Annotated in this window: 12 protein-coding genes and 1 rRNA gene; 12 read left to right on the top strand and 1 reads right to left on the bottom strand. The window is 47.3% G+C overall.

Annotated features, from left to right (window positions below; all coding sequences use genetic code 11):
• The first annotated feature begins 46 nt into the window (after window positions 1-46).
• From AB4Y93_RS23280 to AB4Y93_RS23260, 5 genes are all read left to right on the top strand, one after another.
• Entirely contained in the window at window positions 47-1,360 is a 1,314-nt protein-coding gene (locus tag AB4Y93_RS23280; protein ID WP_441895534.1) for a PDZ domain-containing protein, read from the top strand.
• A 274-nt stretch (window positions 1,361-1,634) separates the two neighbouring features.
• Entirely contained in the window at window positions 1,635-3,638 is a 2,004-nt protein-coding gene (gene uvrB, locus AB4Y93_RS23275) for an excinuclease ABC subunit UvrB (protein WP_441895532.1), read from the top strand.
• 26 nt (window positions 3,639-3,664) lie between these two features.
• Window positions 3,665-6,553 carry an excinuclease ABC subunit UvrA gene (gene uvrA / locus AB4Y93_RS23270; protein ID WP_441895531.1) on the top strand — a complete coding sequence of 963 codons (2,889 nt, stop codon included), beginning with the start codon at window positions 3,665-3,667 and terminating at the stop codon, window positions 6,551-6,553.
• 272 nt (window positions 6,554-6,825) lie between these two features.
• Window positions 6,826-7,044: a hypothetical protein gene (locus tag AB4Y93_RS23265; protein ID WP_167280915.1), complete on the top strand. Its 219-nt coding sequence runs from the start codon at window positions 6,826-6,828 to the stop codon at window positions 7,042-7,044.
• A gap of 200 nt (window positions 7,045-7,244) precedes the next feature.
• Window positions 7,245-7,850 carry a metalloregulator ArsR/SmtB family transcription factor gene (locus AB4Y93_RS23260; RefSeq protein ID WP_441895529.1) on the top strand — a complete coding sequence of 202 codons (606 nt, stop codon included), beginning with the start codon at window positions 7,245-7,247 and terminating at the stop codon, window positions 7,848-7,850.
• A gap of 243 nt (window positions 7,851-8,093) precedes the next feature.
• Here AB4Y93_RS23260 and AB4Y93_RS23255 read toward each other — a convergent pair whose 3' ends face one another.
• A complete protein-coding gene (locus tag AB4Y93_RS23255) occupies window positions 8,094-9,062 on the bottom strand; it encodes a sugar phosphate isomerase/epimerase family protein (protein ID WP_441895527.1) in 969 nt (322 codons plus the stop codon).
• Window positions 9,063-9,445: 383 nt separating this feature from the next.
• Between AB4Y93_RS23255 and AB4Y93_RS23250 the strand changes: the two genes are divergently transcribed.
• From AB4Y93_RS23250 to AB4Y93_RS23220, 7 genes are all read left to right on the top strand, one after another.
• Entirely contained in the window at window positions 9,446-10,561 is a 1,116-nt protein-coding gene (locus AB4Y93_RS23250) for a S1C family serine protease (protein ID WP_441895525.1), read from the top strand.
• A 36-nt stretch (window positions 10,562-10,597) separates the two neighbouring features.
• On the top strand, window positions 10,598-12,511 hold the full coding sequence (locus AB4Y93_RS23245) for a copper amine oxidase N-terminal domain-containing protein (RefSeq protein ID WP_441895524.1): 1,914 nt from the start codon (window positions 10,598-10,600) through the stop codon (window positions 12,509-12,511).
• 148 nt (window positions 12,512-12,659) lie between these two features.
• Complete coding sequence (locus AB4Y93_RS23240) at window positions 12,660-15,182, top strand: DUF3656 domain-containing U32 family peptidase (RefSeq protein ID WP_441895523.1); 2,523 nt, start codon at window positions 12,660-12,662, stop codon at window positions 15,180-15,182.
• Between the two features lie 13 nt (window positions 15,183-15,195).
• Window positions 15,196-15,897, top strand: coding sequence for a heptaprenylglyceryl phosphate synthase (locus tag AB4Y93_RS23235; protein WP_441895521.1), 702 nt, complete (start codon window positions 15,196-15,198; stop codon window positions 15,895-15,897).
• A gap of 225 nt (window positions 15,898-16,122) precedes the next feature.
• Window positions 16,123-18,483, top strand: coding sequence for a DNA helicase PcrA (gene pcrA / locus AB4Y93_RS23230; RefSeq protein ID WP_441895520.1), 2,361 nt, complete (start codon window positions 16,123-16,125; stop codon window positions 18,481-18,483).
• A 24-nt stretch (window positions 18,484-18,507) separates the two neighbouring features.
• Window positions 18,508-20,541 (top strand): NAD-dependent DNA ligase LigA, encoded by a 2,034-nt coding sequence (ligA, locus tag AB4Y93_RS23225; protein ID WP_441895518.1) that lies wholly within the window; start codon window positions 18,508-18,510, stop codon window positions 20,539-20,541.
• A gap of 378 nt (window positions 20,542-20,919) precedes the next feature.
• Window positions 20,920-21,154 (top strand): 16S ribosomal RNA (locus AB4Y93_RS23220); the annotation flags it as partial.

Below are 21,154 nucleotides of genomic sequence, written 5' to 3'. Positions count from 1 at the left end.
CTAAACAGAGTCAGCCTTTTATTTTAGTCGAATGGGAGTGTGGCGATTGGATGAAGCTAATGCATTACTAGAACAGTTTGGCCAAGCGTTTGTACATTTGCTAGCACAGCCTTTTTACTATATTGCGGTATTATTTATAATCCTACAATACACACGGCAAGTGAGTCTTGAACGGCGGATGTTCGCTGTGCGTTTACATATCTGGCCCCGATTATTAGTAAAGGCCATGCTGGCAGGGCTTGTTGCAGGTGTACTCGCCTCGATTGCTGCAGCCTTTATCGGCATAAGCTTAACTGGAGATGCTGTATTATGGCTGTGGGGAACAGCGGTCGTGCTGCTTCTGTTCCGGATTCGTTATTTATGCTTTGCTTATGCGGCTGGCGTGATGGCTCTATTGCAGTGGGTGATTGGCTTTACTCCGCTTGAGGATAACGGTGGCTGGATCGGCGATGCTGCGCGTTCGCTGGGAAGTCTGGATATGCCCGGTATTCTCGTGCTCGTAGCTTTGCTGCATTTGGTCGAAGCGTTCCTTGTTCGCAGGCAAGGTGATCAACTTGCGACTCCGCTGTTCCTCGAAGGGAAACGCGGCAAGCTTGTTGGCGGATATATGCTGCAGGGCTTCTGGCCGGTTCCTATGCTGCTGCTTGTGCCGGCCACAGGTGGAGCATCAGTTGTTGACCTGCCATGGACGCCTTTATTTGGCGGAGATTGGACGCAGGGCTGGAGCGTTGTGGCGCTGCCGATGATTATCGGCTTCAGCGAAATGACGCGTACGATGCTGCCACGTGCCAAGGCACGCCATGCCTCGAAAGGTCTGATGGGATATAGCCTGCTGTTAATGGTGGCAGCGCTGCTTGCATGGTGGCAGCCGGCGCTTCTGCCGATTGCAGCCTTATGCGCATTACTGATGCATGAAGCGATTATTTGGCGCAGTCGATTCGTAGAAGCTGCGCAAAGTCCGTTATTTGTGAATGATCAGCGCGGCTTACGTATTCTTGGCATCGTGCCAGGAACACCAGCCGATGAGATGAAGCTGAATGTGGGCGAGATTATTGCGAAGGTGAATGGTACTCGCGTCTATTCGAAAGAGGATCTGCATGAATCGCTGCAGAATAGCTCGGCGATGTATAAGCTTGAAGTGTTAAATGCTGATGGCGAGATCAAATTTGCCCAGCGGGCACGTTATGAAGGCGAGCATCATCAACTTGGCGTTATTCTGTCGCCTGATGAGAAAGCGACCTATTATGCATCTGCTGAACCTGCCACACTGCTTGATCTGCTGCGCCGGGCGCGGACGGCGAACCGTCGAGGCAGAGCTTATGCGGAGGATGAGAAACGTTCCGGTACTCTGGATGTTTAAATGATGATAAGGGGCTTTTCCTAAGCGAGTGCTTAGGGAAAGCCCTTCGATTTTATGCAATTCTAAGAATTTATAAGTTTCATCTTATAAATAGAGCATAGAATTCTCCGGAATGAAACGCGCCTCGCCATCGAATGACGGCGAAGCCGTTTCACCTTGTTGCAACGGCTGTTATAGATGTCTATAATAGAGGGGAACACACATTCGGATATGCTATATTCTTTTATATAAGAATTTTGACTATAATGATTGATGAGTAAGGGAAACGGGGTGGATGGCGCAAGTGAGTGAGATTTCAGAGCAATTATTTCAATTAAAGTCCGACTACACGCCGCAGGGCGATCAACCGGGAGCGATCAGAAAACTTGTTGAAGGTGTGAAGAACGGTGAAGCCAAGCAGACCTTGCTTGGTGCGACAGGTACGGGCAAGACCTACACGATTGCGAATATGATTGCGGAGCTTAACCGGCCGACGCTGGTCATTGCACACAACAAGACGCTCGCGGCACAGCTGTGCAGCGAGTTTAAGCAGTTTTTCCCGGACAATGCGGTAAGTTACTTTGTCAGCTATTATGATTATTTTCAGCCTGAGGCTTATATCCCGTCTACAGATACCTATATCGAGAAGGATTCCAGCATTAATGATGAGATCGACAAGCTGCGCCACTCCGCGACCAGTTCTTTGTTCGAACGCAGGGACGTCATTATTGTAGCGAGTGTATCCTGTATTTATGGTCTCGGTTCGCCTTCCGAATACGGCAGTTTAGTTCTGTCGCTGCGGGTAGGTATGGAGAAGCCTAGGGATACAATTCTTCATAAGCTGGTTGATATTCAGTACCAGCGCAATGATATTAACTTTATCCGCGGTACGTTCCGCGTACGTGGTGATATAGTAGAGATTTTCCCGGTTGCCAATAATGAACGGGCGATTCGGGTCGAGCTGTTTGGCGATGAGATTGAACGGATTACGGAGATCGACGTGCTTACTGGCGAGATCGTAAGCGAACGCGAACATGTGGCCATATTCCCGGCTTCTCACTTCGTTACCCATGAAGAGACAATGAAGGTTGCGCTTGGCAATATCGAGCGTGAGCTGGAGGAGCGTCTTGCAGAGCTGCGGGAGAATGGAAAATTGCTCGAAGCGCAGCGTTTGGAGCAGCGAACCCGTTATGATCTTGAGATGATGGCGGAGATGGGCTTCTGCTCTGGCATCGAGAACTATTCTGGACCTCTGACATTCCGGGAACGTGGAGCTACGCCGTATACGCTGATGGATTATTTTCCGGAAGATATGCTGATCGTTATTGACGAATCCCACGTAACCCTGCCGCAGATCCGGGCGATGTACAATGGTGACCGAGCGCGGAAGGAAATGCTTGTGAATCACGGCTTCCGCTTGCCGTCGGCGCTGGATAACCGGCCGCTGCGCTTCGAGGAATTCGAGGAGAAATCCAAACAACAAATTTATGTATCGGCTACACCGGGACCTTATGAGCTGGAGCAATGCCCGACGATGATTGAACAGATTATACGTCCGACAGGTTTGCTTGATCCGATAATTGAGGTACGCCCGACGAAAGGGCAAATCGATGATTTGTTAGTCGAGATCCGCGACAGAATCGCCAAAGATGAACGTGTTCTTGTCACAACGCTGACGAAGAAGATGGCTGAGGATCTAACGGATTATTTCAAAGAGATTGGCATTAAAGTGCGTTATCTGCACTCTGATATCAAGACACTGGAACGGATTGCGATTCTGCGTGATTTGCGCCTTGGTACGTTCCATGTGCTGGTGGGTATTAACTTGCTGAGGGAAGGTCTCGATTTACCAGAAGTATCGCTTGTCTCGATCCTGGATGCTGATAAAGAAGGCTTCCTTCGCTCTGAACGCTCGCTGATCCAGACGATTGGGCGTGCTGCGCGTAACAGTGAAGGCCGAGTTATCATGTACGGAGATAAGATTACGGATTCCATGGATAAGGCACTTAAGGAGACGGAGCGCCGCCGGACGATCCAGATTGCATATAACGAGAAGCATGGCATAACGCCGCAGACGATTCGTAAGAAGGTTCATGATGATATTAAGGCGACGAAAGTAGCCGAGGAGAAGTCGGAATACTTGACGGGCGTAGGCTCAGCGAAGATGTCGAAGAAGGATCGCCAAGCTTTGCTGCAAAGGCTGGAAGCAGAGATGAAGGATGCGGCGAAGAACCTGCAGTTCGAGAGAGCAGCAGAGCTGCGTGATGCGGTGCTTGAGCTTCGTGCGGAGCTTGGATAGAGATAAGGAATGGGAGGAACGAAGAAGTGGCTAGTGACAAGATTGTAATCAAAGGGGCAAGAGCCCATAACTTGAAAAATATCGACGTTACAATTCCCCGTGACAAGTTTGTCGTACTGACAGGACTAAGCGGCTCGGGGAAATCCTCGCTTGCTTTCGATACGATTTACGCGGAAGGCCAGCGCAGATATGTCGAGTCTTTATCGGCTTATGCAAGACAGTTTCTAGGTCAAATGGAGAAGCCGGATGTCGATTCCATTGAAGGACTCTCGCCGGCGATCTCCATCGATCAGAAGACGACAAGCCGTAACCCGCGTTCCACGGTTGGTACTGTAACGGAGATTTACGATTATTTGCGTTTGCTGTATGCCCGCATCGGTAAACCTCATTGTCCTGAACACGGCATTGAGATTACATCGCAGACGGTAGAGCAAATGGTCGATCGGATTATGGAGTATCCGGAGCGGACCAAGCTGCAAATTCTGGCCCCACTTATTTCCGGACGTAAGGGCGAGCATACGAAGCTGCTTGCTGATACTCAGAAGCAAGGCTATGTGCGGGTTCGGGTAAATGGCGAACTTCGTGAGCTTAGTGAGAAGATTGAACTGGAAAAGAACAAGAAGCATAACATTGAGGTTGTCATCGACCGGATCGTTGTGAAGCCGGATATTCAAGGCCGCTTGGCGGATTCTCTCGAGACGGCTCTCAAATTGGCTGATGGCCGGGTTATTGTTGATATTATAGATCAGGAAGAATTACTGTTCAGCTCTAACCTAGCATGTCCCGAATGCGGCTTTAGTGTCGAGGAGCTTGCACCACGTATGTTCTCATTCAACAGCCCTTACGGTGCATGTCCGGAATGTGACGGGTTAGGTGTGAAGATGATCGTTGACCCTGAACTGCTTGTACCGGATACAAGCAAAGCGATTAATGAAGGGGCATTCGAAGCGTGGGCAGGAAGTACGTCGAACTATTACCCGCAATTCCTAAGCGCGGTATGCAAGCATTACGATATTCCGCAGGATGTTCCGGTATCGGCTCTGACTGCGGATCAAATGAAAAAGCTAATGTACGGTACAGGCGGGGAGCGGGTGAAGTTCCTTTATGAGAATGACTTTGGTCATCGGAAGGAAGCTTACGTTCCGTTCGAAGGCATCGTGCATAACCTGGAGCGTCGTTATCGTGAAACGGCCTCAGAGGGCATACGGGAATATATCCAAGCTTATATGAGCGCGAAGCCATGCGGTACCTGTAAAGGTCATCGCTTGAAGAAAGAAAGCCTGGCCGTTACGATTAACGCGAAGAACATCTCGTTTGTCACTTCCTTATCGATTGGTGAAGCGCAGCGTTTCTTCGATTCGCTTGAACTAAGCGAGAAAGAAAAGAAGATTGGACATCTGATTTTGAAAGAAATCAATAGCCGTCTCGGCTTCCTCGTTAACGTTGGTTTAGAATACTTGTCGATGAGCCGTGCAGCGGGAACCTTGTCTGGCGGCGAAGCGCAGCGTATTCGCCTGGCAACGCAGATTGGCTCCAGTCTAATGGGAGTCTTATATATTTTGGACGAGCCAAGCATTGGTCTCCATCAGCGTGATAATGACCGTCTAATTGAGACGCTTGAACATATGCGCAACCTTGGCAATACGCTTATCGTTGTTGAACATGACGAAGATACAATGCTGGCAGCAGACTATATCATCGATATTGGTCCAGGCGCAGGTATTCACGGCGGAACGGTAATGGCTGAGGGGACGCCGGAAGAAATTATGAAGGACGATAATTCACTAACCGGCCAGTATTTGAGCGGGAAGAAATTTATCGATGTTCCGCTTGAGCGCCGCAGTACCGGCGACAAGTGGCTGGAGATTCGTGGGGCCAAAGAAAATAACCTGCGTGGTGTCAACGTGAAGATTCCACTTGGTATCTTTACAGCAGTAACCGGCGTATCTGGTTCTGGTAAGTCTACACTCGTGAATGAGATCCTGTATAAGACGCTGGCACGCGACTTGAACAAAGCAAAGGTTCGTCCTGGCGATTATAAGGAATTGCGTGGTATCGAACACTTGGAGAAGGTTATAGATATTGATCAATCGCCAATTGGCCGTACACCTCGTTCCAACCCGGCTACTTATACCGGCGTATTTGATGATGTGCGTGATCTGTATGCGACAACAAATGAAGCGAAAGTACGTGGTTATAAGAAAGGCCGCTTCAGCTTTAACGTGAAAGGTGGCCGCTGTGAAGCCTGCAGAGGCGACGGCATCATTAAGATCGAGATGCACTTCCTGCCGGATGTGTATGTGCCTTGTGAGATTTGCAAAGGGAAACGTTATAACCGCGAGACGCTTGAAGTGAAATACAAAGGTAAAAATATCGCCGAAGTGCTGGAAATGACCATTGAAGATGGCACAAAGTTCTTCGAGAACATTCCTCGTATTTATCGGAAGCTGCAGACGCTGCTTGATGTTGGTCTTGGTTACATGACTTTAGGCCAGCCGGCTACAACTTTGTCGGGTGGTGAAGCGCAGCGTGTGAAGCTGGCTTCTGAGTTATATCGCCGCAGCACGGGCAAGACGCTCTACATTCTGGATGAGCCAACGACAGGGCTTCATGTTGATGATATTGATCGTCTGTTAACCGTTCTGCATCGTTTGGTCGATTCAGGAGAATCGGTGCTAGTTATTGAACATAATCTGGATGTCATCAAGACAGCGGATTATTTGATTGATCTCGGGCCAGAAGGCGGTAACGGCGGCGGAACGATTGTTGCAACAGGTGCACCAGAGGATGTTGTGAAGGTTACAGGTTCCTATACCGGCAAGTACTTGAAGCCGGTTATGGAGCGGGACCGCGAACGTACCGTTAAGAAGTACCGTGCCGCAGAAGAAAGTGTAGTGGCCGGAGTAGTGGAATAAGTTAGAACTTACAGAGGGACTTTCCTTTATGTACCTTAAAGGAGAGCCCCTTTATGTTATTTTCAACAAGAAAGTAGTTATAAATGATGGAAGAGATGGACATTTTATATTTGCAGGGCAGAATGGAGAAGCTACGTTCTGATATATTGGTTCAAAATGTGGGAAATGGTGACAAAGTTGTTACGAAAGCTGAATCGGACTTGCATCATTTGCCACTTGAAGATAACATAGAGGTAATATAGGCTACGTGCGAATAAAAGGGGGTCCACTCGATGTTTTTGGCAGCAGAAGAGGCAGCACAATCGACTAGCAATATCAACACATTCGACTGGTTCATGCTTGCATTTACCATTTTGATCTTGATTGGTTTTGTACGTTTATTGAGAGCTGGTTCTAAGAAAAATGTATTCGCGATCGGATTTACATTCGTATCGCTTGCCTTGTTTGCTTACATTGATTACATCATGATCTTTAAAGTTTGGATGGCTTAAATAGGAAGGCCTGCCGATTTTACGGCAGGCTTTATTATTTTATAGTGAGCGCTGGTCCGATGATCCGAAAGGGGTCATAATGGGCTGGCGTTTTTATTTTGTGAGAATTGACTTTTGTGATGTAATCCATTACTATCTATTTTAATAATTATCTAATTTGATGAATGCTAAATATACTAATTAACGAGGAGTGAAAACCTGTGCAATTAGATAAAGTCGTCAATTATCATAAAGCGCTGGCTGACCCGACACGAATTCGGCTATTGATTCTGCTTGCAGAAGGCGAGCTTAATGGTCAGGTACTTGCGGAGAAGCTGGGAGTAACACCAGCAACTGTAACTCATCATGCGGCTAAGCTGCGTGAGGCGAGTCTGATTAATGAGCGAAGAGATAAGAACACCATTTATTTCTCACTCAATGATTACTTTATTAAGAACGGTTCGAATGCAACGGCAAACTTGATCTATAGGCAAACAAGTCGGAAAGGAGAGGCAGAAGAGTTGAACGAGGATTTAGAGCGTATGAAGCAGTCCGTGATCAAAAACTTCTTCACGGCCGCCGGCAAGCTGAAGTCTATCCCAGCGCAGCTCAAGAAAAAGCTCATTGTCTTGGAGCATATCGTCTCCAAGCTCGAGAAGGAACGTAAATACACCGAAAAAGAGCTTAACGAATTCATCAAAGGCTACCACGAAGATTTCGCAACACTCCGCAGAGAATTTATTATGCACCAATTTATGTTCCGCCAAAACGAAATCTACGAGCTCAACCCACAGGAGATGTGGGCGAGGTGGGAGACCCTATCATAAGTGTCTTCAAAATAAGAAGAGCCTGCCCGGCGTAATGCCAGGCAGGCTCTTTTACTACTCACTTCATTAATTCTTTTTGGTTGGTTGAGTGAGCGGAGCGAGAACATGTTTCTGGAGAAGCGTAGCGTTCGCTTTTGTCCGTGGATTTCAACCGCTGGGCGGTTAATTGAGGAAATCCACGGACAATGGCGATCGGAAGAAACATGCTCTTGCGCAGCGAATACTCTTCCCACCACTAAAGAATTATACCCACCACATATCGCCAACAGGCTCTTTAATCAAAACTTGCTGCAAGTTTTGAACAGCTTTCGAGAAGCCTTCTTCAACGGACATCAGGCCGTCTTCATGCTCGATGCTGACAACATAGTCGTAACCAACAAGGCGCAGTGTGCTGATAATATCTGCCCAAGTTTTCAGGTCATGACCAAAGCCAACGGAACGGAACTGCCAAGCACGATCCAGCATCATTGTGTACGATTGCATATCTGTCAGACCATGTTTGTTTACGTTGTTAACGTCAATCGTTGTATCTTTAGCATGGAAGTGATGGATCGCATTTTCGCGGCCCAGAATCTTGATCGCTTCCACAGGGTCAATTCCTTGCCACCACATATGGGATGGGTCAAGGTTAGCGCCGATTGCTTTACCAGCAGCTTCACGAAGGCGAAGCAGGGTAGCAGGTGTATGAACGGAGAATCCACCATGAAGCTCGAGGCCGATTTTGATACCGCTTTGTTCAGCGATTCCGCCAACTTCAGACCAATATGGAATAACTTTTTCTTCCCATTGCCATTTCAAGATATCTTGGAAATCGTTTGGCCATGGAGCAACCGGCCAGTTCGGATATTTTGCATCCTCGTGGTCACCAGGGCAGCCGGAGAATGTATTTACCACTGGAACTTCCAGGCGGTTTGCAAGCTCAATTGTTTTACGGATAATAGCATCATCTGCGTTGGAGATTGCTTTTTGCGGATGAAGTGGATTAGCATGACAGCTAAGTGCGCTAATGATCAGGCCACGCGATTCTACTGCTTGTTTAAACGCTTTCAATTTACCTGCATCAGCAAGCAGAACATCTGGATCGCAGTGTGCATTACCAGGGTAACCACCAGTTCCAAGTTCAACCGCTTCAAGACCTTTGGAAGCGATATAATCGAGTGCTTCTTCAAAAGGTTTTTGTGAGAAAAGTACAGCAAATACGCCTAATTTCATTATAATTCCCTCCTATGGTTTGCTTGTCCTCATTATAACATCCTCCTTCACGGGATACCTCATAATTACAAAAGAAAAACCAAAATCGCATATAAACAAAGCAATTCAAATGAAAGCGCAGTATCCATGCTACAACTTTTTATCCTTACAGGGACAAGAAATGTCAGAAGGAAGTTTTTCATGAGTAAATAAACGATGCTATTGAATCTAGCCGAATTAAATCGCAATAAGGAATGGGAATTATTTTAATAGGCTATATTCACGATTTTTACCAAATCCATTACAAATTCTTCTTGTTGTGCACTATCTTAGCGTGATACATTTAGGAAAGTGTTTCCTATATATGGGATTCTCTTTTTTGTTGGATCTGGGAGAGTGATAGAGTGAAGCGTAGTATGATTCGAGCAGGCGTTATTGTCCTTACGGGAGGACTATTGGTGACTAGTTCTGCGTTTGCAGCGGGAACGGCAGCAAGTCCCGGAACAATGAAATTGAGTGCGACCAAAATTAATGGAGAAGTGTATGTAAAAGCTTCATCTCTCACAGGTACGTTGGGAGGTGCAGGGACTTATGATGCATCATCCAAGACCTACTCGTACACACCGCCTGCCGATATTCCAACTATTATCAGCAAGGTGTCGCCTTCTGTTGTCGGAATCATTGGCAAGCCTGTAGACGGGGGGAATCAGCGGTATGCTTTAGCACATGGGACAGGCGTCATTATGAAATCGGATGGATGGATTTTGACAAACGCCCATGTCGTGAAAGACATGACCAATATTACTGTCGTCACAGCGGATGGTAAGCAGTATAGCGGGAAGACAAGCAATGTTGACGAGGTAAGCGATCTAGCGCTTGTCAAAATTAATGCGACCAAGCTGCCAGTTGCGAAGTTTGCTGCTTCACCACTACAAGCGAAAGTTGGAGAGACGGTTATTGCAATCGGAACGCCAGTATCTTTCTCGCTTCGCAACACGGCTACTACAGGCATTCTTAGCGGTATGAACCGTTCGGTCTCGTCGTTCTACAGGCTGCTGCAAACCGATGCAGCTATTAATCCTGGTAACAGCGGCGGTCCACTCGTGAATATGAAGGGCGAAGTGATCGGGATCAATTCCATGAAGTTTGTGGATGAAGGCATCGATAACATGGGCTTTTCAATTCCGATTGATACCGTTTCCTATGTAACCGGACAATTCTTTAAGTACGGTTATGTCAAACGTGCATCCTTGGGAGTTGGATTGGAAGAAAGCTATGCAGCTATTGTTGGTCTGCCGACTGATGATGGCCTGACGGTGACTTCTGTTAAATCGGAATCTGCCAAGAAACTAGGAATTCAAATTGGAGATATTTTATACTCCGTTGCAGGTCATCAGATTTCGTCTATTGTAGAGCTGAATGAGCTCTTGAAATCGTATTTACCTGGGCAGCAGATTGAAATTATGATGATGATTGAAGGCGATTTGGTTACCCGTAAACTAACGCTGACTACGGCTTAATAATTCTATTTATTTATAATAGGGAGAGTAGAGAGAATGAGAGCATTTAGAATGAAACGTTTTGTATTTATGCTTTTGGCTGTCTTTCTTGTTGCAACGATCGTACCAGCAGCAGCTTTTGCAGCTTATTCAACAAGTGGTGCAGTAGAAGTCCGCCTGAAAACAAACAGCACGAGCGTTACAATTAATGGCAAACAATCGACCGTATTAACAGCTCCATTTGAGAAAAGCGGAACAACGATGGTACCGCTTAGTGTAATTACAAAAGCTTTTGGTGCCAAGCTGAAGCTGCAGGACAACAAGATTATTACGCTTACTTACAATGATAAAACGGTTGTAGTAACAATCGGCAGCAAGACCGTGAAAGTAAATGGCAAAGACCAAACGGTTGCCGTTGCGCCAGTCATTATCAAGAGTACTACAATGGTCCCGGTTCGGGTTATTGTTGAGGCGTTTGGAGCGAAGATCGGCAGAGATAAGAAAACCAATGAAATTGTTGTTACAGGTGCTCTTGCACAGTCAGGCAGCGGTAACTCTGGTGGCAGCACGAATATCGACCCTGACTACGGCAAGACAAAAGTAGGAGACAGCTATCTGGGTTGGACAATGAACTACCCTCCGGGTCTTGTTCTGGCTAATCAAAGCGACGACGGAACGTTTGTTATTTGGGGGAATACCACAAGTCAATCCAGTGTAATCGTATCGACGGAGAAAGTGACCGATGTCCTGAGCAGCGATGAGATCCGTGACAAAATTACGACGAGCTGGCTAGGCGACGACGAAGTTGTCATCGACAAACGTACGATTACGGTTAATGGTCTTAACTTTGAGAAAATGGTAACTAGAACGACGAAACGCGGTATGCTGTTTGAATATCGTGCAGTTCAAAAAGGCGAGACCCTTTATTATGTAATGGGTGGTGTAGCCGGGTCTGAGAAAACAGCTCTTGATCCATACCAATCGTTACTCGATAGTTTCGTGCCATCTTTTGATAAAGCAAATAAAGCCGTAAAAGATATTACAAAAGTAGTTGATGGATTAATGTCGATCAACGATAAGGATTTCGGGCTATCCCTTAAGCTTCCTGCAGGCTGGTACCGTGATTCGGACAGCACCAATCCTTCCTTCGTAAGTGAGAACGGCTACTTCTCCTTCAGCATTTCTTCGGTACAGGGACAGGATACTGCTGAACAATGGCTTGCCCGCAGACAACAACTCGTTCATGAAGATTTCCTTTCGAATTATATCCGGAATGAGAAAACTTCTTCTATTACATTGAAAGATGGTAATGCACTTGTATTATCCTATGATTTCAGCTATGACCAAAAAACTTGGTACACGGCAAATGAAGTGCTTCTAATTGTAGGCAACTATCGTTACGCTATCGATTTCAACTATGATTCCAAGACGGGTGCGCAAGGTGAAGCGTTATTTAAGTCCACAATGGCAACGATTGATATCGATACAGCCTATGTACAAGCGAATTATGGTCAAATCGAAGATGATATGGATAATGTAGATCGCACAAACCTTATTACCAAAACTAGCAGCAAATACGGTTATTCGATCAACCTTCCTGCGTATTGGCTTGGGGTCGACACTGATTTTAATCAGGAATCCGTTACGTATGTAGATAATTTCGGCCATATGATTATTCAAGCCATTGAAGATACTGATGCTGCAACTGTATCCAGAGCGGTACAGCAATCTTTGCAAAAAGAAGGTCTTACTGTCTCAGGAAACACTTCATTTTATGTAGGTAATGCGACTGTCATCAAATACTCGGTTGAGGATGTTTCTTCTGAGGGACTGCCGACTACAGAGATTTTCTACTTTGTTCAAAGCAAAGGAAATACTCTGATGTTCATGTTTGGTGTCAATGAAGCAAACGCTACACCTAGCGCTTTGGATCGTATTGATTCCGTAGTGAAATCGATCAAATTCTCCTAATTTTAATAAAGAGCTAGAGAGAGCCGGTTCTCGCATTTGTGAGAACCGGCTTCTTTTCTCTGCCCTGCCAGTATTGGGTGGTGGCATCTAGTGCTGTGGTTTGTTAAACTAGCAATAGCAGGTTTACAATTGGAGGAATGAATGTCGAATGACGATTAATATAAAGCGAGAGGATATCGAGCTGCTGGCTCCGGCCGGCGACTGGGAATGCATGCGCGCAGCAGTAGCTAACGGCGCGGATGCCATTTTTTTTGGTGTAGAAAAGTTTAATGCCCGGGCTCGTGCGAACAATTTCCGAAGCGAGGAACTGCCTGAGATTATGGCTTTTCTTCATACGTATGGGGTAAAAGGCTTTCTGACCTTTAACATTCTCGTATTCGAGGATGAACTTCGCGATGCAAAGCAATTAATTGAGATGTGTATTAATGCCGGTGTCGATGCGGTTATCGTTCAGGATCTGGGTCTTGTGAAGATGATTCGTGAATTGTCTCCGGATTTCCCGATTCATGGCTCGACTCAAATGACGATTACTTCGCCAGAAGCAGTGGAATTCACGAAGCCATTTGGTATGGAGCGTGTCGTGCTTGGCCGCGAAAATAACTTGAAGCAAATTCAAAAGATTGGCGAGCAAGCGAAGCTTCCGATGGAAGTATTCGTACATGGTGCGCTTTGCGTATCTTACTCAGGCCAATGTTTAACATCAGAAATGTGGGGCGGACGTTCTGCGAACCGCGGTGAATGCGCGCAGGCATGCCGACTCCCGTACGATCTTATGGTAGATGGCGAGCATAAGCCGATGGGCGATGTCGCTTATTTATTATCTCCCAAGGATCTAGCGGCTATTGATCTGATTCCTGAATTGATTCAAGCGGGCGTTACCTCCTTCAAAATTGAAGGCCGCCTGAAAAGCCCGGAATATGTGGCGAACGTAGTAAGTAAATACCGCAAAGCGATCGACAGCTATTTTGCTGGTGACCTTACTGGCCCTTCTAAGGAAGAAATTCGTGAGCTGCAGCAAAGCTTCTCCCGCGGCTTTACACATGGCTTCCTGACAGGAACGAACAATAAGCAACTGGTAGACGGTACCTTCCCGAAAAGCCGCGGCGTGTATCTGGGCCGTGTTGAACGTATTCTTCGTGATGCAGTAACGATCCGCCTTGAAGCTCCGCTCAAGCGCGGCGACGGTATCGTATTTGACGCTGGGGATCCAACGAAGAAGGAAGAAGGCGGACGTGTCTATGATCTTCGCCGTCATGGCCAGAAGATTGAAGGCGAAGCACAGGAAGGGACTCTTCTTGAGCTTGTCGCCGGACGTAATGACGTAGACCTTCGCAAAGTACATGTTGGAGATAAGATTTGGAAGACCAATGACCCTGCACTGGATAGACGTCTACGTACAACTTTCGAGACTGAGAAGCCGTACCGTGTATTCCCGCTGCATTTGAAGGTATCCGGTGCAGCAGGTGAGCCGCTTCGTACTTGGTGGACGGATGTTCAGAAGGGTGTTACGGTTGCGGTTGAATCTGAGCTTATGCTTGAGCAAGCGAATAAGCGTCCGATGGATGCAGCATTGCTTGAAGATCAGCTTGGTCGTCTTGGTGGTACCTTGTATCAGCTGGACCAGATTGAAGTTGCACTCGAGGGTGAACTTATCGTACCGGTTCGTGAACTGAACCGGATGCGTCGTGAAGCTGTTGAGAACCTGACGGGTGAGCGTCCGAAGCCGCCGATCTATGTGAAGCATATGATTGATCCTTTGGATGATGCTCCTAACACGGCAGCAGCACAACAAGCCAAACAACAGGTGGCGGAACCGCAATTGACGGCTCTTTGCCGTAATTTGGAGCAGGTCGAGGCGGCCGTTCAAATGAACGTAGAGATGATCTATGCCGACTTTGAATTCATTAAGCAGTTCCCTGCAGCTATTGAAGTAGCAAGAAGCGCTGGAAAACCAATTGCACTTGCTACACCTCGCATTCATATGCCTGGAGAGAACGGCTACCATGCGAATATTTTGAAGCTTCAACCGGATGCGGTGCTTGTCCGCAATACAGGTGCATTGTATTACTACCTTCGTGCGCGTGCAGAGAATCCCGATAAGCCGTTCCCGAGATTGATCGGTGACTTCTCGCTTAACGTGGCGAATCATAAAGCAGTTGAAGTATTTGCTGATGCAGGTCTTGATCTCATTACGCCGTCGTATGACCTGAACATTCAGCAGATGGTCGATATGCTGGAGCAATCGGATACTTCCCGTCTGGAAGTTGTTATCCAGCAGCACATGCCGATGTTCCATACAGAGCATTGCGTTTATTGTACCTTCATGAGCGAAGGAACGGACTATACGAACTGTGGCCGTCCTTGTGAAGATCATCGCGCATCCCTTCAGGACCGTATTGGTATGTCGCATCCCGTACGTGTAGACGAAGGCTGCCGTAATACGGTGTACAATGCAATTGAGCAATCCGGCTCCGAATATATCCGCAACTTCCTTGAGCTTGGCGTACCATCCTTCCGCGTTGAATTCCTGGAAGAAACGCCAGACAAAGTACGTGAAGTGCTTGGATTATATCGCGATGCACTGGATGGCCGTATTAGCGGTACGAAAGTATGGAAAACGCTAAAAGCTACGAACCAGCTCGGTGTAACACGCGGGCAGCTCGTGAAATAAGGAGAACCATCGCATGAATGGAGCATGGTACAGCAACTGGAGACATGTGTTCAAAATAGATCCGGAGAAGGATATTTCAGATGATGCACTAGATGCGATCTGTATGTCCGGGACGGATGCTATTATTGTTGGCGGCTCCAGTGGCGTAACGTTTGAAAATACAGTTGATCTCATGGCGCGCATCCGCCGCTATGAGGTAGACTGTGCCCTCGAGGTGTCTACACTTGATGGTGCGGTACCCGGTTTTGACGGCTACTTTGTCCCGATTGTCCTCAATACCGATAAGGCGGAATGGATCATCGGCCGCCAAGTTGAAGGGCTGAAGGAATATGGTTCCTTTGTGCCATGGGAAGAAACGGCCTCGCAGGGTTATATTATCCTTAACAACGAAGCGACAGCGGCAACTGTCACCGGCGCTAGAACAGAGCTGGATGAAGCGGCACTTGTTGCTCATGTTCGTATGGGGGCTAGACTCATGCGTCTGCCGGTCATTTATATCGAGTACAGCGGGCGTTTTGGCGATATGGCACTTGTTCGTGCAGCGAAGGAAGCTGCTCATGAAACGCAGTTATTTTATGGCGGGGGCATTCATAATGCGGACACGGCCCGTCTTGCTGCGGAACATGCAGATACCATTGTTGTTGGAAATATCATCTACACCGATTTGAAGGCAGCGTTGTCGACGGTCGAGGCTGTTCGTGCAGTTGCCAGATAACAAGGTGAGTGCTTGATGAAGCAAGCTTAAAATTAAGGTTATACTACGTAATATGAAGCAGCACAGAGCTATTCCGAGAGCGTTTTTGAAAGCTTTAGGAATAGCTTTTTATTTGTAAATTGACACTTTAGAGGCCGTTGTCTACACTAACAATAAAGAGCGAACAAATGCGAACAGTTCTATACTTAAATTAAAAATTTATACCAAAGATTAAGGAGTACATTCATGTTTAATCCGATTAATATCGATCAAGCCGTACAGAAGCTGAACCCTCCGCAGCGAGATGCCGTTCAGGCAACGGATGGACCTTTACTTATTATGGCGGGAGCAGGCAGCGGCAAGACGCGCGTGCTTACCCATCGTATCGCTTATTTAATTGAGAAGAAGCGGGTTGCTCCTTGGAGCATATTAGCCATTACCTTTACGAATAAAGCAGCAAGAGAGATGCAGGCAAGGGTTGCCGCGCTGATTGGGCCGTCCGGCCAAGATATATGGGTATCGACTTTCCACTCCATGTGTGTACGGATTCTCAGAAAAGATATCAGCCGAATTGGCTTTACCTCTAATTTCTCGATTCTTGATTCCGCAGATCAGTTATCGGTTATCCGCAATTGTATGAAAGAACTCAATATCGATGTGAAAAAGATAGAGCCCAAATCTGTGCAGGCTGCGATGAGCGGAGCTAAGAATGAACTGCTCTCGCCGGAACGTTACGAGCAGAAGACAGGTGACTATTTCACCGATATTGTGGCGAAGGTATATAAGATGTACCAGAAGCGGCTGAAGAGCAATAACTCGCTTGATTTCGATGATCTGATCATGACGACGATTGAGCTATTTAAGGAAATGCCGGAAGTGCTGGAATTCTATCAGAACAAATTCCGTTTTATCCACGTGGATGAGTATCAAGATACGAACCGTGCCCAGTATATGCTCTGCCGTATGCTGGCTGACAAACATCATAATATTTGCGTTGTCGGTGACAGCGACCAGTCGATCTATCGCTGGCGTGGAGCAGACATTTCGAACATCCTGAACTTTGAAGATGACTATCCAGAAGCTCGGACAATCATGCTGGAGCAGAACTATCGTTCAACCTCGAACATTCTCGATGCAGCGAATGCTGTTATTAAGTTGAATACGGGACGCAAGGCGAAGAAGCTGTGGACCGATGCAGGGGAAGGCGATCTGATTACGTTGTACCAGGCAGATTCCGAACATGATGAAGGCTATTTCGTAACCGGCACAATCAGTAAGAATGTGAAAAACGGACGTAAATACGAGGATCATGCGATTTTGTACCGGACGAACGCCCAGTCTCGTGTCATAGAGGAAATTCTCATCAAGTCCGATATTCCTTATCAGATTGTAGGCGGCATTAAGTTCTATGATCGGAAAGAGATTAAGGACTTGCTTGCTTACCTTAGACTAATCTCGAATCCAGATGATGATATCAGCTTGCAGCGGATCATTAACGTTCCGAAGCGGGGGATTGGGGATACAACAGTTGCAAAGCTTGCTGAAGAAGCTGTACGCCAAGGTGCATCCATCTATAACGTACTCGGCAACTTGCAGGGGATCGATCTGAATGCACGTGCGCAAGGGCTGCTTCATGAGTTCCGAGATATGATCGATAACTTGACGCAAATGGTTGATTACTTGTCAGTGACTGAGTTAACCGAAAAGGTGCTGGAAATGTCGCAGTACCGCATTGAGCTGCAGCGTGAGAAGACACTTGAATCGACGGCTCGCCTCGAGAACATTGACGAGTTCCTCTCCGTTACGCAGGATTTCGAGAAACGAAACGATGACAAGACGTTAGTAGCGTTCTTGACCGATCTGGCTCTTATTGCTGATATTGATTCGATGGATAAAGACGAGGAAGGCCAAGCGGTGGACAATAATGCGGTCGTTCTAATGACGATGCATAGCGCCAAAGGTCTCGAGTTCCCGGTTGTATTCATTATTGGGATGGAGGAAAGTATCTTCCCGCACAGCCGTGCGCTTAATGACAACGAGGAGTTAGAAGAAGAGCGACGCCTTGCTTATGTAGGGATCACTCGTGCAGAGAAGCAGCTGTACATGACCAGTGCGCGCATGCGTACCTTATTCGGACGTACCAGCTCCAATATGCCTTCTCGTTTCCTGCAGGAATTGCCGGACCATGTCAAGACACTGGCTTCACCTGGAGGTACCATTGGCCGTTCTGGAAGCAGCTTTAGCGGAGGCAGTCGCCCGAGCTTTGGCTCAAGCAGCAGCACCGCTGGCTTTGGAGCAGGACGCACGCCATCCTTCGGCGGTGCGTCTAGCGCGGGAGCACGTACCTCTGGTCCATCGGGAGCGGGAGTACGCGTAAGTACACCGCTTGACGCAGCAGCGAAAGCCGTACAAGGCGGTGCTGCCGCTAGCGGCAGTGCTGAACGACAGTTTACTGCTGGTGACAGAGTCGCACATGGCAAGTGGGGCGAAGGTGTAATTGTTTCCGTCAAAGGAACGGGCAATGACATGGAACTCCAAATCGCTTTCCCGGCGCCAGTAGGTGTCAAACGGCTATTGGCCGGTTTTGCACCAATAACGAAAGTTTAATGAATGGAAGGATGGGACCCTCCCATGGACAATCAGACGGCTACGCCTGAGCAAGTGACCCGTATGCAAGAGCTTGCAGCGGAAATTTCCGCCCATAACTATCAATACTACACGCTTGATCGGCCTTCTATTAATGATGCTGACTACGATAAACTGTACGATGAGCTGGTAGCACTTGAGACAGCAACCGGTGTAGTGCTGCCGGATTCTCCGACACAACGGGTAGGCGGAGAGCTGCTAAAAGGCTTTGAGCCTCACCGTCATCGGGCTCGTTTATGGAGCCTTGATAAGGCGCAAGACACAGAGGATCTGCTCGCTTGGAATCAGCGGGTACTTAAAGGCATTAATGATTATAATGCAAAGCATCCAGAGGAAGAGCCGCTTCCACAACCGAGTTATGTCATTGAGCTGAAGTTCGACGGTCTTACCCTAAACCTGACTTATGAGAATGGACAGCTCATCCAAGCTTCTACACGGGGGAATGGCACAGTAGGCGAGGGGATATTGGCGCAGGTGCGCACGATCCGTTCTGTTCCGTTAACTATTCCTTTCCGAGATGGGATCATTGAAGTGCAAGGCGAGGGCATTATGAACCTGTCAGTCTTGGAGAGCTATAATAGGGCGGCAGTGGATCCGCTTAAGAATGCACGTAATGCCGCAGCAGGTGCACTTCGCAACCTGAATCCGAAAGTAACGGCAGAGAGAAAGCTGAATGCTTTCTTCTATAATGTTGGACACGCGGAAGGAATCTCATTTACGAATCATCGTGAAATGCAGCAATTCCTGAAAGATAACTTATTTAAAGTAAATCCGTATGCTTCCTATTTCGATACGATTGAAGAAGTACAGGCGGAGTTAGTGCATATCACTGAAATGCGTACCAGTCTCGACTTTTTAATCGATGGTGCCGTCGTGAAGCTTGTAGATATGCGTACCAGGGAAGCGCTTGGCTATACGGACAAATTCCCGCGGTGGGCTGTCGCCTTTAAGTTTGAGGCGGAAGAAGCGGCCACGGTGCTCGAGTCTGTATCTTGGGAGGTTGGCCGTACAGGTAAGATTACACCGGTAGCACGAGTTGAAGCCGTGGAACTTGCAGGCGTAACCGTTCAGAACTGTACGCTTAATAATATTGGAGACATTGAGCGGAAGAACTTGAAGTATGCTTTGGGCACGCTTGTATCTATCCGCAGGTCCAATGATGTTATTCCAGAAATACTAGGAAAAGTAGATGACGAGCCAGGGCAAGAGATCGTGTTCCCAACCGAATGTCCTTCATGCGGAACTGAGCTTGAGCAGCGCGGCGCCCATCTATTCTGTAACAATAAACTCGGCTGCCGTCCGCAGATTATTGGACGTATTACTCATTTTGCATCCCGCGACGCGATGGATATCGAGGCTTTCAGCATCATGACAGCGGAACAGCTGTATGCGGATTGTAATGTTCATGATCCGGCAGATCTCTATGCCCTTGGCTATGATGATTTGATCAAGCTGGATCGTTTCGGTGACAAAAAAGCACGTAAGCTGCTGGATGCGCTTGAAAAATCCAAAGATCGAGATTTGGCCGCTTTCTTATTCGCACTTGGCATTCCGAACACCGGTAAGGCTACGACTAAAATGCTGGCTGATCATTATGGAAGCCTAGATGGTGTGATGTCAGCAACAGCAGATGAGCTTGTTGGTCTTCAGGATGTAGGTGCTATCGTAGCAGACAGCATAGTCAACTATTTTGCTGATCCCATTATTGCGGCAAGTATAGCTCGTATGCGAGAGCTTGGTGTAAAAGCGGAAGCTGATCAGCCTGCCGTTGTACGCCAAGACAGCATCTTCAGCGGCAAGACTGTTGTTCTGACCGGCACATTGTCGAAGATGTCGAGAGATGAAGCGGCTAAGAAGCTCGAGGCATGTGGTGCGAAAGTAAGCGGCAGCGTCTCGAAGAAGACGGACTTCGTCATTGCTGGCGAGAGTGCAGGCAGTAAACTGACTAAAGCACGGGATCTTGGGATTACCGTTATTGAAGACGAGGATGAACTAATTCGCTTGTTAGGCGAAGACTAGAATTGATAAGCGCTGTATGCCTTTAAGGCATACAGCGCTTTTTTAATGCAACTAAATATAAATGTCATTTATTACAAGTTGTAATTCAAAATCGGACATGGTATATTATTTCTTGTCGCTTCGGAAGACACGGCGCATACAACTGAAACACACGAGTTGAAAAACAAATGTGAAACAAGCTGTTGACAACGAGTTGAGAAGCTGATAATATAACATCTTGTCACCGACAAAATGTGACAAACAAACAAGTTCTTTGAAAACTGAACAAATGAATCACGTCGATTCAAACAAGTTATAAAATAGCTAGTCAAGTTTGAGCAAGTCAAACAACCAAGGAGTTTTCGTCGTTCGGTTTCGGTCGAGCGATGAAAACACCATTTCATGGAGAGTTTGATCCTGGCTCAGGACGAACGCTGGCGGCGTGCCTAATACATGCAAGTCGAGCGGATCTTTTCCTTCGGGGAAAGRTTAGCGGCGGACGGGTGAGTAACACGTGGGTAACCTGCCCATAAGACTGGGATAACATTCGGAAACGAATGCTAATACCGGATACGCGAATTGGTCGCATGGCCGAATCGGGAAAGGCGGAGCAATCTGCCACTTATGGATGGAC

Source organism: Paenibacillus sp. YAF4_2, assembly GCF_052113225.1.
Lineage (GTDB): Bacteria > Bacillota > Bacilli > Paenibacillales > Paenibacillaceae > Pristimantibacillus.
The sequence above is the reverse complement of the archived record's forward strand: the minus strand, read 5'-3'. Positions and strand labels throughout refer to the sequence as shown.

Excerpts from the sequence above, each read along its gene's own strand:
- ligA (WP_441895518.1), top strand. The coding sequence starts at position 18,508 with ATGGACAATCAGACGGCTACGCCTGAGCAAGTGACCCGTATGCAAGAG.
- AB4Y93_RS23235 (WP_441895521.1), top strand. The coding sequence starts at position 15,196 with ATGAATGGAGCATGGTACAGCAACTGGAGACATGTGTTCAAAATAGAT.
- AB4Y93_RS23255 (WP_441895527.1), bottom strand. The coding sequence starts at position 9,062 with ATGAAATTAGGCGTATTTGCTGTACTTTTCTCACAAAAACCTTTTGAA.
- AB4Y93_RS23265 (WP_167280915.1), top strand. The coding sequence starts at position 6,826 with ATGTTTTTGGCAGCAGAAGAGGCAGCACAATCGACTAGCAATATCAAC.
- uvrB (WP_441895532.1), top strand. The coding sequence starts at position 1,635 with ATGGCGCAAGTGAGTGAGATTTCAGAGCAATTATTTCAATTAAAGTCC.
- AB4Y93_RS23240 (WP_441895523.1), top strand. The coding sequence starts at position 12,660 with ATGACGATTAATATAAAGCGAGAGGATATCGAGCTGCTGGCTCCGGCC.
- AB4Y93_RS23245 (WP_441895524.1), top strand. The coding sequence starts at position 10,598 with ATGAGAGCATTTAGAATGAAACGTTTTGTATTTATGCTTTTGGCTGTC.
- pcrA (WP_441895520.1), top strand. The coding sequence starts at position 16,123 with ATGTTTAATCCGATTAATATCGATCAAGCCGTACAGAAGCTGAACCCT.